The sequence below is a fragment of the Vibrio sp. SG41-7 genome (assembly GCF_014164465.1).
Taxonomy (GTDB): domain Bacteria; phylum Pseudomonadota; class Gammaproteobacteria; order Enterobacterales; family Vibrionaceae; genus Vibrio; species Vibrio splendidus.
On the sequence record NZ_JACJFF010000018.1, the window covers coordinates 22,028 to 37,450 of the forward strand.

Annotated in this window: 11 protein-coding genes; 6 read left to right on the top strand and 5 right to left on the bottom strand. The window is 45.1% G+C overall.

Going from position 1 to position 15,423, the window contains the following annotated elements:
- The first annotated feature begins 188 nt into the window (after positions 1–188).
- From H5300_RS07270 to H5300_RS07295, 6 genes are all read left to right on the top strand, one after another.
- Complete coding sequence (locus H5300_RS07270; RefSeq protein WP_017088701.1) at positions 189–557, top strand: YacL family protein; 369 nt, start codon at positions 189–191, stop codon at positions 555–557.
- 259 nt (positions 558–816) lie between these two features.
- Positions 817–1,155 (top strand): P-II family nitrogen regulator, encoded by a 339-nt coding sequence (gene glnK, locus H5300_RS07275; RefSeq protein ID WP_004738200.1) that lies wholly within the window; start codon positions 817–819, stop codon positions 1,153–1,155.
- 27 nt (positions 1,156–1,182) lie between these two features.
- Entirely contained in the window at positions 1,183–2,412 is a 1,230-nt protein-coding gene (locus tag H5300_RS07280; RefSeq protein ID WP_182795721.1) for an ammonium transporter, read from the top strand.
- A 297-nt stretch (positions 2,413–2,709) separates the two neighbouring features.
- The gene (locus H5300_RS07285; RefSeq protein ID WP_017093921.1) at positions 2,710–3,723 is read left to right on the top strand and encodes a Fe(3+) ABC transporter substrate-binding protein; all 1,014 of its coding nucleotides are present in this window, start codon (positions 2,710–2,712) and stop codon (positions 3,721–3,723) included.
- Between the two features lie 245 nt (positions 3,724–3,968).
- Positions 3,969–5,594: an iron ABC transporter permease gene (locus H5300_RS07290; RefSeq protein WP_017088371.1), complete on the top strand. Its 1,626-nt coding sequence runs from the start codon at positions 3,969–3,971 to the stop codon at positions 5,592–5,594.
- Positions 5,594–6,622 carry an ABC transporter ATP-binding protein gene (locus tag H5300_RS07295; protein WP_004734523.1) on the top strand — a complete coding sequence of 343 codons (1,029 nt, stop codon included), beginning with the start codon at positions 5,594–5,596 and terminating at the stop codon, positions 6,620–6,622. The genes H5300_RS07290 and H5300_RS07295 overlap by 1 nt, the downstream gene beginning before the upstream one ends.
- 152 nt (positions 6,623–6,774) lie before the next feature.
- Here H5300_RS07295 and H5300_RS07300 read toward each other — a convergent pair whose 3' ends face one another.
- The 5 genes from H5300_RS07300 to H5300_RS07320 form a co-directional block, all read right to left on the bottom strand.
- Positions 6,775–8,187 carry a phosphoglucomutase/phosphomannomutase family protein gene (locus H5300_RS07300; RefSeq protein ID WP_182795722.1) on the bottom strand — a complete coding sequence of 471 codons (1,413 nt, stop codon included), beginning with the start codon at positions 8,185–8,187 and terminating at the stop codon, positions 6,775–6,777.
- Positions 8,188–8,261: 74 nt separating this feature from the next.
- Positions 8,262–10,667: a GH36-type glycosyl hydrolase domain-containing protein gene (locus tag H5300_RS07305; RefSeq protein ID WP_182795723.1), complete on the bottom strand. Its 2,406-nt coding sequence runs from the start codon at positions 10,665–10,667 to the stop codon at positions 8,262–8,264.
- 128 nt (positions 10,668–10,795) lie between these two features.
- Positions 10,796–12,757 carry a beta-N-acetylhexosaminidase gene (locus tag H5300_RS07310; protein ID WP_182795724.1) on the bottom strand — a complete coding sequence of 654 codons (1,962 nt, stop codon included), beginning with the start codon at positions 12,755–12,757 and terminating at the stop codon, positions 10,796–10,798.
- Between the two features lie 12 nt (positions 12,758–12,769).
- Positions 12,770–13,654 (bottom strand): N-acetylglucosamine kinase, encoded by an 885-nt coding sequence (locus H5300_RS07315; protein WP_054541855.1) that lies wholly within the window; start codon positions 13,652–13,654, stop codon positions 12,770–12,772.
- Positions 13,655–13,656: 2 nt separating this feature from the next.
- A complete protein-coding gene (locus H5300_RS07320) occupies positions 13,657–15,378 on the bottom strand; it encodes a glycoside hydrolase family 9 protein (protein ID WP_182795725.1) in 1,722 nt (573 codons plus the stop codon).
- Positions 15,379–15,423 lie beyond the last annotated feature (45 nt).

Genomic DNA, 15,423 nt, shown 5'->3' on the forward strand with positions numbered 1-15,423 from the left:
GATGAACGTACTTGTCGCCTAGCTGCAACTCCAACTATTTAGAGGAACCCAAATGATAGAACGTCTACTTCGGTAGGCGTTTTTTTATGTCTGAATGTTAGTTTACGAGCGACTCGATCTCTTGATGACTTCGCTATATACTCTCGCCTCATTTTTTACCCTATCTGTCATTAGTGCGCGGAGCCTTTATGGAATTTGAATTTACACGAAACACTTTAATGGGCGAGTACTATGTAAAGTGCAGCATGGGTCATGAAATTGTTGGCCGCTGGCTTCAAGAAGAGATCGGGAAAGATAAGCAGAAACTGGATCACGTGATGGCGTTGATTGAACAATCTCGACAGGATCTGAGTAATGAAGTGACGCTGCTTGGCAAAGAGATCAGCCTTGCTATCAATGAAGATGACGTAACGATTCAGGAAAACGTGTTAGCGCATGAGCAAGAGATGGAAGAGGGCAGTGAATTCGACTTCTATAACTGTGAAAGCCAAGCAAGTTGTGGAATCGATGATTTCGAGCGACTTATCGAACGCTGGATGGACTTTTTAGGCTATTAAGGTCTAACTTTCTACTCGCTAGTTAGCCCCAATTCTTGAGTCATTTAGAGCTTTGAAGGCTTGGTTGCCCAAAACTGGAGCAACAATAGCGCAACGCATTAAGATAGTGAAAAGGCCGCACCATATTGGTGCGGCCTTTTTCGTTTTTATGACCTTATCATTTGCATATTATTTAAAATCAATGACTTAACGTTTTGGCACGCTACTTGGATTGTAATAAGAGAATTAACGGATTAAGTGAAGAATTTAAGGAACGAATATGAAATTAATAAATGCCATTGTTAAGCCATTCAAATTAGACGATGTACGCGAAGCGCTCTCTGATGTGGGTATTGAAGGTATGACAGTTTCTGAAGTGAAAGGTTTTGGTCGTCAGAAGGGACACACTGAATTGTATCGTGGTGCGGAGTACCAAGTGGATTTCCTACCAAAAGTGAAGCTAGAGATTGCTACCCAAGCTGAAAACGTTGACCGAGTTGTTGAAGCGATTAGCCAAGCAGCACATACCGGAAAAATCGGTGATGGCAAAATTTTTGTGTATGACCTAAGCCAAGCCGTACGTATTCGTACTGGTGAAATGGATGCTGAAGCACTTTAAAGAATTACAAGGACTGGAGACTTTAATATGGAACTTACGACAACAGTAATGGAACTACGTTACGCACTAGACACTTTTTTCTTCCTCATTTCAGGTGCGTTAGTCATGTGGATGGCAGCAGGCTTCGCAATGCTTGAAGCTGGCCTAGTTCGTTCAAAGAACACCACAGAAATTTTAACCAAGAACATCTGTTTATACGCTATTGCTTGTACGACTTTCTTAGTGGTTGGCTACAACATTATGTACGTAGATAACGGTGAAGGTGGTTGGTTACCTTCATTCGGTACTTTAATTGGTACTCAAGGTGAAGGCGCAGACCATTCACTAGAATCTGACTTCTTCTTCCAAGTTGTGTTCGTTGCAACGGCAATGTCGGTCGTTTCGGGAGCAGTGGCTGAGCGTATGAAGCTTTGGTCATTCCTTATCTTCTCTGTGATTCTAACAGCGTTTATCTACCCAATGGAAGGTTACTGGACTTGGGGTGGTGGCTTCCTATCAGAAGCAGGCTTCAGTGATTTCGCAGGTTCAGGTATCGTGCATATGGCTGGTGCTTCGGCTGCGCTTGCTGGCGTATTGTTACTCGGTGCTCGTCGAGGTAAATACGGTAAAAATGGTGAAATTTACCCAATCCCTGGTTCAAACATGCCGTTAGCAACATTAGGTACATTCATCTTATGGTTTGGTTGGTTCGGCTTCAACGGCGGTTCTCAGCTAATGGTTTCAGATTTTGAAAACGCGACAGCGGTTGGTCAGATCTTCCTTAACACCAACGCAGCAGCAGCAGCAGGCGCAATCGCAGCATTACTAGTATGTAAAACAACTTGGGGTAAAGCAGACTTAACAATGATTCTTAACGGTGCGTTAGCTGGCCTAGTAGCAATCACTGCAGACCCTCTATCACCATCACCTTTATTTTCTGTAGCGATTGGTTCGGTATCTGGTGCCTTGGTTGTATTCAGCATCATTGCTCTAGATAAAGTGAAGATTGATGATCCAGTAGGTGCTATCTCAGTACACGGTGTATGTGGCTTCTTCGGTCTAATGGCTGTGCCTCTGAGCAACGCGGATGCAACGTTTGGTGCTCAACTATTGGGTGCAGCAGTAATCTTTGCATGGGTATTCGGAGCTAGCCTAGCGGTATGGGCAGTGCTTAAAGCAACAATTGGTATCCGTGTAACCGAAGATGAAGAACTAGAAGGTATGGACATGCACGATTGTGGTGTTGGCGCTTACCCTGAATTTGTATCAGTAAAGTAATCAAAGAATAAAGCTTAATGTAGACAAAGAGTAAGCTAGTTTAAGAAACCCCATAACCATTGGTTATGGGGTTTCTTGTTATCTATGTCTAAGCAACAATGATCTCTCAAGAGAGAGTGAGCGAGTATTTTGAATAGGAGATGACATGAATATCCCCTGAAATACATTGTTACAAAAGTGCGAGCTTGATGGTGCTGAGTAGACGAATTTTTTGTCGGACATCATTGTAATTATGTTACTGATGAATATAATAACGCAACTGATATAGATTATCATTTCGATATAAAGGATTTTACAATGAAAAAACTGCTAACACTTTCAGCTCTAGCGTGTAGTGTGATTGCCCCGACAGCAATGGCTGCGGAAGAAGTGAACGTATACTCTTACCGTCAACCTTTCCTAGTTGAGCCTATGTTCAAGGAATTCACGAAAGAGACTGGCATTAAAGTAAACGTTAAGTTTGCTAAAAAAGGTTTAGCAGAGAAGTTAGCTCAAGAGGGTGAATACAGCCCAGCTGACGTTGTATTAACTGTCGATATCAGTCGTTTATCTGAACTAACTAAACAAGGTCTAGTTCAGTCTGTTGAAAGTGATGTACTTGAAAAGAACATCCCTGCTCAGTACCAAGATACTGCTAACGAGTGGTTTGCTCTAACAACTCGTACACGTAGCGTTTATTCTTCACGTGACCGTGTTGGTCGTCTAGGCGAAGAGTTCACTTACGAAGATCTAACTAAGCCTGAATTTAAAGGCAAAATCTGTACTCGTAGCGGTAAGCACCCATACAATGTTTCTCTAGTATCTTCGATGATCGCTCACAAAGGTGAAGCTGAAACGAAAGAGTGGCTAGAAGGCGTAAAAGCAAACCTAGCACGTAAGCCTCAAGGCAACGATCGCGCACAAGTTAAAGCGATTAAAGAAGGTCTATGTGATGTTGCTCTTGGCAACAGCTACTACCTAGGTAAGATGGTTAACGATAAAGAGCAAAAAGCTTGGGCTGACTCTGTTTACATTAACTTCCCTAACCAAGAGACAACAGGTACTCACGTGAATATCTCTGGTATGGCAATGGCTAAATACTCTCCAAACGAAGAGAATGCAGTTAAGCTAATGGAATTCCTATCTGGTAACACAGCGCAAAGCATGTACGCAGAAGTGAACTACGAATACCCAGTGAAAGCAGACGTTAAACCTTCTGAGCTTGTTGCTTCATGGGGTGAATTCAAAGCTGATACAATTTCTCTAGACCAGATCGCTGACCACCACGCAGCAGCAATCAAGTTATTAGATGAAGTTAAGTTCGATCTTTAATTTATTACTGTAGGCTTCGGCCCAAGTAAAATGACAACCTCAAGTCGCCATTTTCGGTCACTTGGGGTTGTTTGTTTTTGGAAAATCACTTTTTGATACAAAGCTCGTCGTTGATCCCTTGAGTTATTAGCATCTCACCTTGAAGTCGTTACAGTATATGGGTATAAATAACCCCACCATTAAAAGGATATGAGATGTATTTGCAAATGCATTTGTGTTTCATTAAGCCTCGTTGTAGTTAGGCGATGAAAGAAAAGAATTATTTATGGAACACCAGTAGCGGCATTATTGCAGTATTGCTGGTTTTACCGATCTTAGCGATTTTTACGACGGCTGTTGGAGAAACAGATGAGCTATTTTCTCATCTGATGTCCACAGTGATGCCCACCTATGCTTACAATACGGTGGTTTTAGTCATAGGAACCATGTTCCTGTCTTTAGTTTTTGGTATTCCGTCTGCTTGGATTATGGCAATGTGCCGTGTGCCGGGTGAGCGTGTTTTACAGTGGGCACTGGTACTGCCATTAGCTATGCCAGGCTATATTGTCGGGTATATCTTTACCGATTGGTTCGACTTTGCAGGCCCTGTTCAAGTGCTACTGCGAGATCTGACTGGGTGGGGGCCCGGTGAGTATTGGTTCCCGGATATTAGAACCTTATCGGGTGCCATTATTGTTCTGTCCCTCGTTCTTTACCCTTATGTTTACTTGTTGTGCCGCGCGGCTTTTATGGAGCAAAACGTCTCCTTATTACAATCCGCTCGGTTGCTAAAATGCTCACCTTGGGAAAGCTTTCGTCGTATCTCTTTACCGCTTGTTCGTCCTTCTATGGCGGTAGGTCTATCGCTTGTCGCAATGGAAACCATCGGTGACTTTGGTACCGTGAGTTACTTTGCAGTCAACACCTTAACGACAGCGGTTTACGATACCTGGTTAGGTTACTCAAGTTTAACGGCTGCAGCGAAAATATCGGCAATTATGCTGGTTATCGTGATCCTACTGTTGAGTTCAGAGCGCTATAGCCGTCGTAAACAGAAACTGTTCCAGAATCAATTCAGCAGTCGTGAAGACTTTCGCTACGACCTGTCCGGTTGGAAAAAATGGTTGGCACTGTTCTGGTGTTGGGGATTAGTGTGCGTTGCATTCTTGTTCCCTCTTGGCCAGTTGATGATCTATGCCTACAAATACTTTGCGCAAAGTTGGACGCCTGAATTCAGAGAGTATGCGGTTAACAGCCTTTATGTGTCAGTAGTCGCGGCGATTATTGGCGTTATCATTGCGATGATTGTGAATTTTAATCAGCGTGTTAGCCCAGGTAAGAAAAATCAGGCTTACATGCGTATTGCTTCGATGGGCTATGCCGTCCCAGGCACCGTATTAGCGATTGGCGTGATGGTACCTGTATTGTTTATGGATCACTTGGTCAATGACATTGCTAAAGTGATGGAGTGGGGACGACCTGGTTTGATCTTCTCTGGTTCCATGTTTGCGCTTATCTTTGCAATGGTCGTGCGTTTTTCTGCAGTGGCGATCGGCAGTATCGAAAGTAGCTTGAGTAAAGTATCTCCTTCATTGGATATGGCTTCTAAAACCATGGGTTGTAATACCAACCAGATGTTACGTCGTGTTCATTTACCTTTGATTAAACGCGGCGCGTTGATCGCAGGTTTACTGGTGTTTATCGAATCAATGAAAGAGCTAAATGCGGCATTGCTGTTACGTCCTTTCAACTTCGAAACATTGGCGACCTATGTCTATAACTATGCCTCAGATGAGCACCTAGAGTTGGCGGCAATGCCTGCTGTATTATTGGTGTTGGTGGGTTTAATTCCTCTGATCATCGTTAACCGTTCTTTGGAGCAGAAACACTAATGAGTTGTGCATTATCAATTAAAGATCTGACTTGCAAATATGAGTCGCAAACCATCTTGGAATCGCTCTCGTTAGAAGTTGAGCATGGTGAAATTGTTTGTCTTCTTGGTGCCAGTGGCTGCGGAAAAACGACTTTGCTTAAGGCGGTTGCAGGGCTGCTTCCATTAAGTAGCGGAATCATGAGCTTGAACTGTCAAACCATTGATGATGGTGATAATTGGTTGCCACCAGAGCAACGAAACATCGGTATGATTTTCCAAGATTACGCCCTGTTTCCGCACCTGACGGTAAACCAGAATGTTGGTTTTGGCCTTAAAGATCTCTCTGATCAGCAAAAGAAAGAGAAAGTCCAAGAGATGTTGGAGCTGGTTCATTTAGATGAATTCGGTGACCGATACCCACATCAACTTTCTGGTGGTCAACAGCAGCGCGTAGCGATTGCTCGTTCTTTAGCATACAAGCCAGATTTATTGTTATTGGATGAACCTTTCTCAAATATCGATACTCAGGTTCGCCATGAGTTGATCTCTCAGATTCGTAAAATATTTAAGAAGCAGGGTGTGACGGCTATTTTTGTGACTCACAGTCGTGAAGAGGCGTTCGCGTTTGCAGACAAGATGGCAGTAATGAACCATGGTGTGATTGAACAGTATGGTTCGGCATCGGAGCTTTATTTCCACCCTTCGAGTAAGTTTGTTGCAGACTTTTTGGGCGGCGGCAGTTACCTCAATGCACAGCGTATTTCAGAGCTGGAGTTTGAAACCAGCTTGGGTGTGGTTGAAGCTAAACCACAAACGGAGATTGAATTTGGCAGTGCGTGTGAGCTTCTTTTAAGACCACAGCATATCCAAGCTAGTTACGAACAAGACAGTGCTATTTCAGTGCTAGAACAGCAATTTATGGGCGACCACTGTCGTTATGTTATTGAAGCACATGGTCAAAAGCTATTGGCAACCTCGTCAGAAGCGCTTGAAGTTGGTATGCCGGTCAACGTAAAAGTGGATACCAAAGGCGTATTGGCTTTCTAATTAGGTACAACTCATAGTACCGATAATTCGTGATGAACCATAAAAAAGCCCAGCACTTTAATCGAAAGTACTGGGCAAAAGTTCTTCATCTATAGGGGTTAACAAGGCAGTGATTTGTTAAGTCCCATACAAGACTGCTGCGCTCTATAAGCCTATAGAGAGAGGAAGTCTTTCACTTTTTGAAGAACATGTTCTGCAGTGTCTTTATCTTCCATTTCAGCGAAGATTCGTAGCAATGGCTCAGTTCCTGAGAAACGAGCAATCACCCAGCCGCCATTCTTGAAGTACACCTTGGCACCATCTTCATAGCTGACTTTTTCAATTTCGTATTCAAATTCAGGCAGTTGTTTTTCGGCGTAGATCTTGGTGTAGAGCGCTTCCTTCTCTGAAGGTTTAAACTTGCAATCGCCTTCTGCCGTATACGCATAGCCATACTTAGAGTAGATTTCATCAAGCAGCTCAGAGAGTTTCTTACCTGTCACACTGATCATCTCAACCAGTAAGCTCGATGCGAACACGCCATCCTTACCTTTGATGTGACCTCGAATAGTTAAACCGCCAGAGCTTTCACCGCCAATTAGTGAATCATCGGCTTCCATTTGAGAGCTGATATGCTTAAAGCCTACAGGAACCTCAAAGCTCTTCTCACCATGATCTGCCGCTACTTTGTCGAGCAGATGTGTGGTGGCGATGTTACGCACGACAGAGCCTTTCCAGCCTTTGTATTCCAATAAGTAGTAGTAAAGAAGCAGTAACACTTCGTTAGGGTGAATGAAGTGACCTTTCTCATCGATGATGCCTAAACGGTCGGCATCGCCATCGGTACCAATACCAATGTCATAGCCTTCTGCTGCTACCAAATGCTTCAAGCGATACAGCGTAGCTGCATTAGGAGATGGCATGAGACCACCGAAATCTGGGTTCTTACCATCGTTGATCACGTCGACATCACAGCGGGCACTGATTAGAACGGTTTGCAGTGCGTTTTTTGCCACGCCAAACATTGGGTCGATCAGGACTCTTAGGTTGGCTTGTTTAATCGATTCGATATCAATAGCGTTAATGATCGAGTCAACAAAGGCGTTCATCGGATTGATGATCTCAATTTCTTTGTCATTCAATGCTTGTTCAAAATCGACTCTGACGACATCTTCACTGGTTAGGGTCGAAATCTGTTGTTCGATCTTTTCTGTGATGATCTCATCAGCATCTCGGCCACCTTCAATGAAGATCTTTATGCCGTTATAGTCCGCTGGGTTGTGAGAAGCGGTAATACAGGCTGAGTAAATACATCCCATCTCTTTTGCTTGGAACATCACGATAGGAGTCGGAACGAACTTGTCGATAAAGCTCACTTTGATTTTGTTGGCTGCCAATACTTCAGCAAACCAGCACGCGGCTTTATCTGAAAGGAAGCGGCGGTCATAGCCGATAACGAAGCCGTTTTTCGCTGCATCTTCATTATTGATGATGTTAGAGAGTGCTTGTGCCACTAAGCGGACGTTTTCTCTAGTGAACTCTTCACCAATAAACGCGCGCCAGCCGCCAGTACCAAATTTAATCATTAGAAAATCCTTTTAGTCTCACTATCTCAAGCCAGTAAAGACTTGAGATAGGAGCTGTTCATCAAATTGAGTGACTAGCCTAGAACAACGACAACATCGTTCACGCTGCCTTCTGCTTGCACTGGAATTGCACCTTCAACCTGTTCACCATTAATAGTGATAGAGGCAACGCCTTTGCTTACTGCATTCGGGTTCTGCACTGTGATGTTGTAAGTTGCGCCACGCCATTGACGAGTTACTTCAAACTCAGGCCAATTAGTCGGGATACATGGATCAACTGTTAAGCCTTCAAAGCCTGTACGAACACCAAGAATGAAGTTGGTTACCGCGAAGTAAGCCCAACCAGAAGTACCTGTTAACCAAGGGTGGTTTGCACGACCATGGTCTTGGTGATCTTTACCCATGATGAACTGCACGTACGAGTATGGTTCTGCGTAACGCGTTTCAATCATGTCGTTTTGGTTGTACGGGTTAAGTGCGTCGTAGAACTTCATAGCACGGTCACCACGACCTAGCTTCGCTTCTGCTACCCAAGCCCATGGATTCGGGTGAGAGAAGATTGCACCATTCTCTTTAACGCCTTGGTAAACGCGAGTTACAAAGCCGATATCGTCGTTTGGTGTTGCGAATGAAGGAGAGTTTAGGTGTAGGCCGTATTCAGAGAAAAGGTTCTCATCGACAGCGTCCATCGCTTTCTCGCCACGCTCTTGAGATACCGCGCCAGATAGAACCGCTAGCGTGTTTGACTCAAGGTGCACACGACCTTCAGCTTGTTGTGCGGTACCGATCTTGTCGCCATTTTTAGTCAGACCACGGATGTACCAGCCACCCTCGTCATCCCAAAGGTGTGTTTCACATGCTTCACGAACGTTCGCTGCCATTTCAGTGTATTTAGTAACGTCTGCATCGTTATTACGAAACTTAGCAAGATCTAGGAATTCTTGTAGCGCCCAGAAGTGTAGGAATGAAACCATTGAAGATTCACCACCACCTAGGTTCAAACAGTCGTTCCAGTCTGCACGAAGACCCTTACAGATACCCGTTTGACCTACGTATTCTGCAGAAAAGTTCAGTGCGGCTTTCATGTGCTCGTAAACCGTTGCTTCGCCACCGTCTGCGTATGGAATCACTTCGTCAAAGAAATCGTGTTCACCGGTTTCCATCACGTACTTGATGATAGTTGGTACGATCCACAAGTGATCATCAGAACAGGTATCGTCAATGCCGTGGATCTTGTCGTCGTCTGAAGGCGTTGGAACAACCGTTGGTGATTTTGAAGGCTCAACGTCTGCTTTCTCTGGATCGAACCAGTCAGGATCGAACAAGTGTAGACCGTAGCCCGCTTTCACTTGGCCACGAAGCAGATCGATAATACGTTTCTTGGTCATTTGTGGGTTGGCATGAGGTACTGAGATCGCGTCTTGCGCAGTATCACGGTAACCAAGGCCAGTACGACCACCGACTTCAATGAAGGATGCAAAGCGCGACCAAACTACACAGGTTTCCGCTTGGTAAAGCGTCCACGTGTTGATCATTGTGTCTAAGCCTTCGTTTGGCGACTTAACTTGGAACTTGTTGCAGCGTTCATCCCAGTGATCTTTGATGCCTTGGAAAGCCGCATCTACGTTGGCAGTGTCTTGGTACTTCTCACGTAAGCGTTCACCGTTGCCTTTACCGATACCTAGTACGTACGCAAAGCGAACCTCTTCACCCGGTTGAATCGTAAATTGCTTGTGCAGAGAACCACAGTGGTTGTAACAAGTTTGAGCACTGTTAGAACATTTACCGTTCTCAACGGCAATTGGGTTCGCTTCATCACGGTACATGCCAAGGAAGTTGTCACGTTGGCCGTCGTAGCTATCTGGTGAGAAAGTTGAAGCTAAGTAGTAGAAACCTTCAAAGTCGTTAGTGTTGTAGTACAAGTCGTATTCCAGAACACCTTCTTGGTAAGACGTGCCTGCAGAGTACAAGGACATCTGATGGTTCTGGTTGTCTGATTGAATGTGGCTGAAAGAGAACTCAACGAACGAGAATGTGCTGATGGTTCTTGGTTTGTCAGTGTTGTTCTTCAGTACGACATCCCAAACTTCTGCATCTTCACCCTTAGGAACGAATAGCGTTTTAGTTGCGGTAATACCGCTGTATTCACACTTGAACTTAGAATATGACAGGCCATGGCGTACTTCGTAGTTCGCTTCATCTAGGTTTTTTGCCACAGGCTGCCAAGAGATAGACCAGTAATCACCTGTCTCATCATCACGCAGGTAAACATAGTGTCCTGGACGGTCGAATGTGCCGTTTGGACGGAATTTAGTAACACGGTTGTATTCCGGAGAATTGTAGAACGAGTAACCGCCCGCATTGTGCGAAATTACGGTACAAAACTTTTCAGTACCTAGGTAGTTTGTCCAAGGTGCTGGTACATCAGGGCGAGTGATGACGTATTCGCGGTTGTCGTTATCGAAATAGCCGTATTTCATTGTCATTTCCTTTTTAACAAACTGCATTTATGCAGCTAATTTTTAAATAGTGATGCTGAGTCGTATCTAACTGAGCACCTTAATTTGAGTCAGCAACCGCTCGATGTGAGTGTCGCTTTGATTTTGTTTTATTGAGCTTTCCAAGGGTTGCGATAATCAACATTGAGTCTGTCGAGTAATGGCAGATGCCCCTTTAGGCGAGATAGGTAATCTAGCCAGTTTCGGTTGTTTTTATGTGTCCAACATCCTTCAGCTAAAGCGCTAATTCTTGGGAATACCATGTAATCCATACGCTTTTGGTTGGTGACGATCTCACACCATAGAGCACACTGAATTCCGCGGATCCGCTTACGAATTGGGTCGGTGTCGGATATCTCAGCAAGTGCTTCGTAGGTGTAAGCTTGTTCTAATGGGATAACGGCAGCCCAATCTACGCCCGGTTCTTCCGGTGCATAATCTTGGGTCATGTCGAGATAGGTAAACTGTGCAGGTTGCAGCACCACATCAAAGCCTTGGCGAGCGCAATTCACTGCAGCTTCTTCACTGAGCCACGAGTAGATGATGGTCTCTTTACTGACTTTGTCGCCGTGTTGCGCTTCTTCCCAGCCCACCATGCGCTTGCCAAGTTGCTTGAGTTTGTTCTCGGCATAACGGAATAGGTGGCCTTGTAAGTCTTTGCTGTCTTGATATTGATGCTTTTTCATCAAAGCTTGAGCAGCAGGGCTGTTGGTCCACACGCCCGGTGGTACTTCGTCTGCACCCATGTGAATTAATTCGCTAGGGAACAGCTCTGCCACTTCTTCAATAACTGCATCTAGAAATTGGTAAGTGCCTGGTAAACCTGGGTTTAGTACGTTGTCGTTGTAGTGCTGAATGCTCTTGTATTGAGTGATATCAGCTTGCTCTACCAGCATGTCTGGCAGTGATTTGATTGCGGCGCGACAGTGTCCTGGGATATCGATTTCAGGAATAACCGTGATGCTGCGTTGCTCTGCGTATTCAATCACTTCGCGAATCTGTTGCTGCGTGTAGAAGCCGCCATAGTTATCCGCAATGTGGGTGTATTGCGGTTCTAATGCATGGTCAGGACCACGCCAAGCGCCAATTTTCGTTAGCTGAGGCAGGCTCTTGATCTCAATTCTCCAGCCTTCATCATCGGTTAGGTGCCAGTGAAAAACGTTGAATTTGTACTGCGCCAGTTGGTTGATCAAACGCTTCACTTGATCGACTGAGTGGAAGTGACGAGCGCAATCCAACATCATGCCGCGGTACTTAAATCGAGGTTGATCGGCGATTTTGCAACATGGTAGAGAGAAGTTCTCCGCGTCCAGTTGTTGAACTAACTGGATCAAGCTTGCCACAGCGTGTGTAAAGCCCGATTGGCTGCCTGATTCAGCAGTAATCTGTTGTGCAGTGATGGACAGCTTGTATTCGGCTTCATCTAACGTCGGGTTGCTGCGAAATAGAATGTCGCCGCTTTCGTCTTTTGAAAGTTCAGTTGAAAGCGCGTTCGAAAGAGACAACTCAAAGGTCGAGAGCAATTCTTGCTGGAACCAAGAGACTGCCTTATCAGCAAGATGAGATTGAACCTCAATTCTGCATTCGCTGCTTAGCGCGAATCTACTTAGCGCGAAACTACCTTGCTGAAATTCGATCTGATTCGGCTGAGGAATCAATGCCACTTGAGCTGCGCTCACTTCAGGAATTTGATTGCGTTCACGGTATGGCGAAGCCAGTACAATGGGTGATATCGCGACAGGCAGTACCGATGTTTCCCCATCATGATGTGACTGGATAAAGGCATCGTTAAGGCCATCAGAATAGAAGCGGAATGGTGCGCTTTGAATACTGAATTCAAGGTAGAAATGGTTATTGGCTTTTAACACTGGCGAATTTGGTTTGAACGAGCAAAAGCTTCCTACTTGAGTCAATTCACCTTGCGACAAACTCTCAGGAAGGATGAATCGGTCAAAGGCAAAATGCAGTGACCAATCTTGTACGTCGAGGTCACTTAAGTTATGTACCGTAAGGCCGAATCGGCAGTTATTTTTTTGTTCAGAAAGAACAGCTAAGTCGATGCGATAATTCATATAACTTCCCTGCTAAGCCTGTTGATACAAGTTGTGTTGTGATTTTCCGGCAAACATCAATGCGCCTTCGATAGCGTCGAATTGAGGTTTAACGATCCATTGTTGTACTGGTGGAGATAGCCAGTTGAGAATACGCTCAGCGATACTTCCCATTAAGCACACCTTGTCAGCGCCTTTTCGGTGTAGTGCTAAGACAAACATTTCGATATCAGCAGCGGTTTGCTTGAGCATCTCGATAGCCAGTTCATCACCTTCATTTGCCAGTTGAAAAATAACTGGAGAAAATTGGCCGTAATCTTTTGGAATCGCGCCTTTTGACCACGCCACGATCGCATCAACATCATTATTGAAGTGATTCATAACATGCTGAGTCAGCGGAGTTTTGTTGCGAATGCCATCTTCAGCGAGTAGAACTTGCTGAATTAAACGAAGGCCCATCACTGCGCCGCCGCCTTGGTCTGAAATTGGGAATTCACGACCGCCAACAACATGTTGTTCGCCGTTGTTTAGGTAGATACCACATGAACCTGTGCCACCAATCATGATTGCACCGTCTTGGCCGTTGTGAGCACCAATGCAAGCGCCGTAAGCGTCTGTATTGAGTGTCATACTTGCGAAAGGGTGAGCTTGTACCATGAAGTCGAGCCATGCTGATTTTTGCTCTGCGCCAGCTAGCGCCAAACCAACATGCATATTAGAAAAATCGTTAGAGTCGAGTTGGCTTTGTTGTGCGGCTTTGGTGATGGCGTCAACGATAGAGTTCATTGCAACATCAACACCCAATAGAATGTTGGCACTGCCACTCTTTGCTTCACCAACCAGCTTGCCTTGGTCATCGCGAATTCGAGCTCGACAAGAAGTGCCTCCACCATCAATACCTACGTAGTAAAGAGTCATGATTATTGCTCCTTACTTTGTGCTAGGAAGTTGAATTGCGCAGCCGTTGCCAATAGGAACCAAGCGCCGTGAGGGATCCATTGTTCACCCCAGCGCCAGTTTTGAAGCATGTCGTCTTTCTGTGCTGGTGGGTTGAATGCGATGTCTTGTTCGTCTTCGAAACCAGCCGTGATGCCGTTGCAGACACCACCTTTTGCATTGAAGAAACCAAGCTGAGGTAGGTAGTCTGGGTTGTTATGGCCGTGACCATCGAGCATGCACATGTGGTATGGGTTGAGGCCCAAGATCCAATCAAGGCTGTTTTGTGAAAGCTGGATTAGACGCTGTTGAAGGTCATTATCCTTAATGTGCGGTTGAACTAGGTAAGCCATGGTTGCGAGTGAACCAAGGCGAGCATTTTCACCTTGCCACCAGTAACCTGTCTCGTTCTGTTGAGCGACGAAGAAGGCATCGCGTTTATCACCATCGACAGATTTAACGTACTGTCTTGGGTAGCCGAATGGGTTGGTGACTTTGTCGGTAATATTGATTTCGAACTGGCAAGCTTGCTCAACGGCTGTGCGAGCCTGTTCTTTTAATCCAGCATTGGTTTCGTTGTCGATGTATTCGCATAGCGCAATCACCGGAAGGCCAGCTTCTGCTGCATGAAAGTATGGGCGAGAGCCATCAGAATTTGCAGACCAGAAGTGCTCAAATGAATTATCTGACTGTTGGCGAGAGATTAAACGAGTCGCCCAAGTTCTTGCTTCTGTTAGGTATTGCTGGTCTTGAGTTACGCGATACAGCTCATTGGCTGCGAGCAGGGCACAATACTCATCGATGATGTTCTCTTCACCATCGTTTAGGTACTGGAGGTTGTACTCTTTTAGGTGCCAGTAACCCTTAACAGCGGTTTCAAGGTAGGTGTGGCTTGAGTAACTGCCAGAGGTTTCAAGCTCAGATGCAGCAGCCAGTGCTGCAATAGCGACGCCTGCACCTTGTCGGTAGCCAGCTTGTAAGTCTGTTGATTTATGGCCTTCTTGAGTCGCATAAGCGCAGATGTCGCGCTGATTGATATCTTTGCTCCATTTGTCGAATACCGTCATATAGAAGTATCCGTCGGCGTCTTGCATACGCACTAAGAAGTCGGCACCGAACAGAGCCTCTTCCGTTAGACGAGTCATGGAGAATTTCGGGAAATCTGGATTATGGCTAGTCAAGCGCACGCTTTTTAGCATGTTCCAAACGACCATTGGAATTTGTTGTGGGTTTAGGTAGTTACCATAAGACAGGTGGCTAAAATACTTACTGACATCTCCTGATGCGTCATACCATCCTCCGTGGACATCGACGTATCTGTCGGTACCTAGAATTTGTGCTTGTCGATCTTTTTTGTCGAAAATACCGCCACAGCGTTGTGACTTAAAGTAATGAAGCACATCAGAGAATGTGTGGTTCATTAATAGGTTGCTACCAATCTCAAATACTTCTGAACGCAGGTTGTCAAAACGTAGGTAGTAGCGACCAGATTCAGTAACTGAACTGAAATCGATAGTGAAGAATTGCCCTTGATGCCAATTTGCTACGCGGCCTTGTTTAACCACATCAAAACTTCCGACAGTCATATGATTGTCTGCACAGACGAGTAAAGCCGTAGTGCTCGATAGACGAGCTTTCTTTGTTTGTAAGATAGCTTGCTTTGGGCCTGTGGACTCATAGCCAATATGGTTGGTCAATAACAGCATCAATATTCTCCGACAGTCCTAGTTTCTATTGGCTAGGTACTTGAA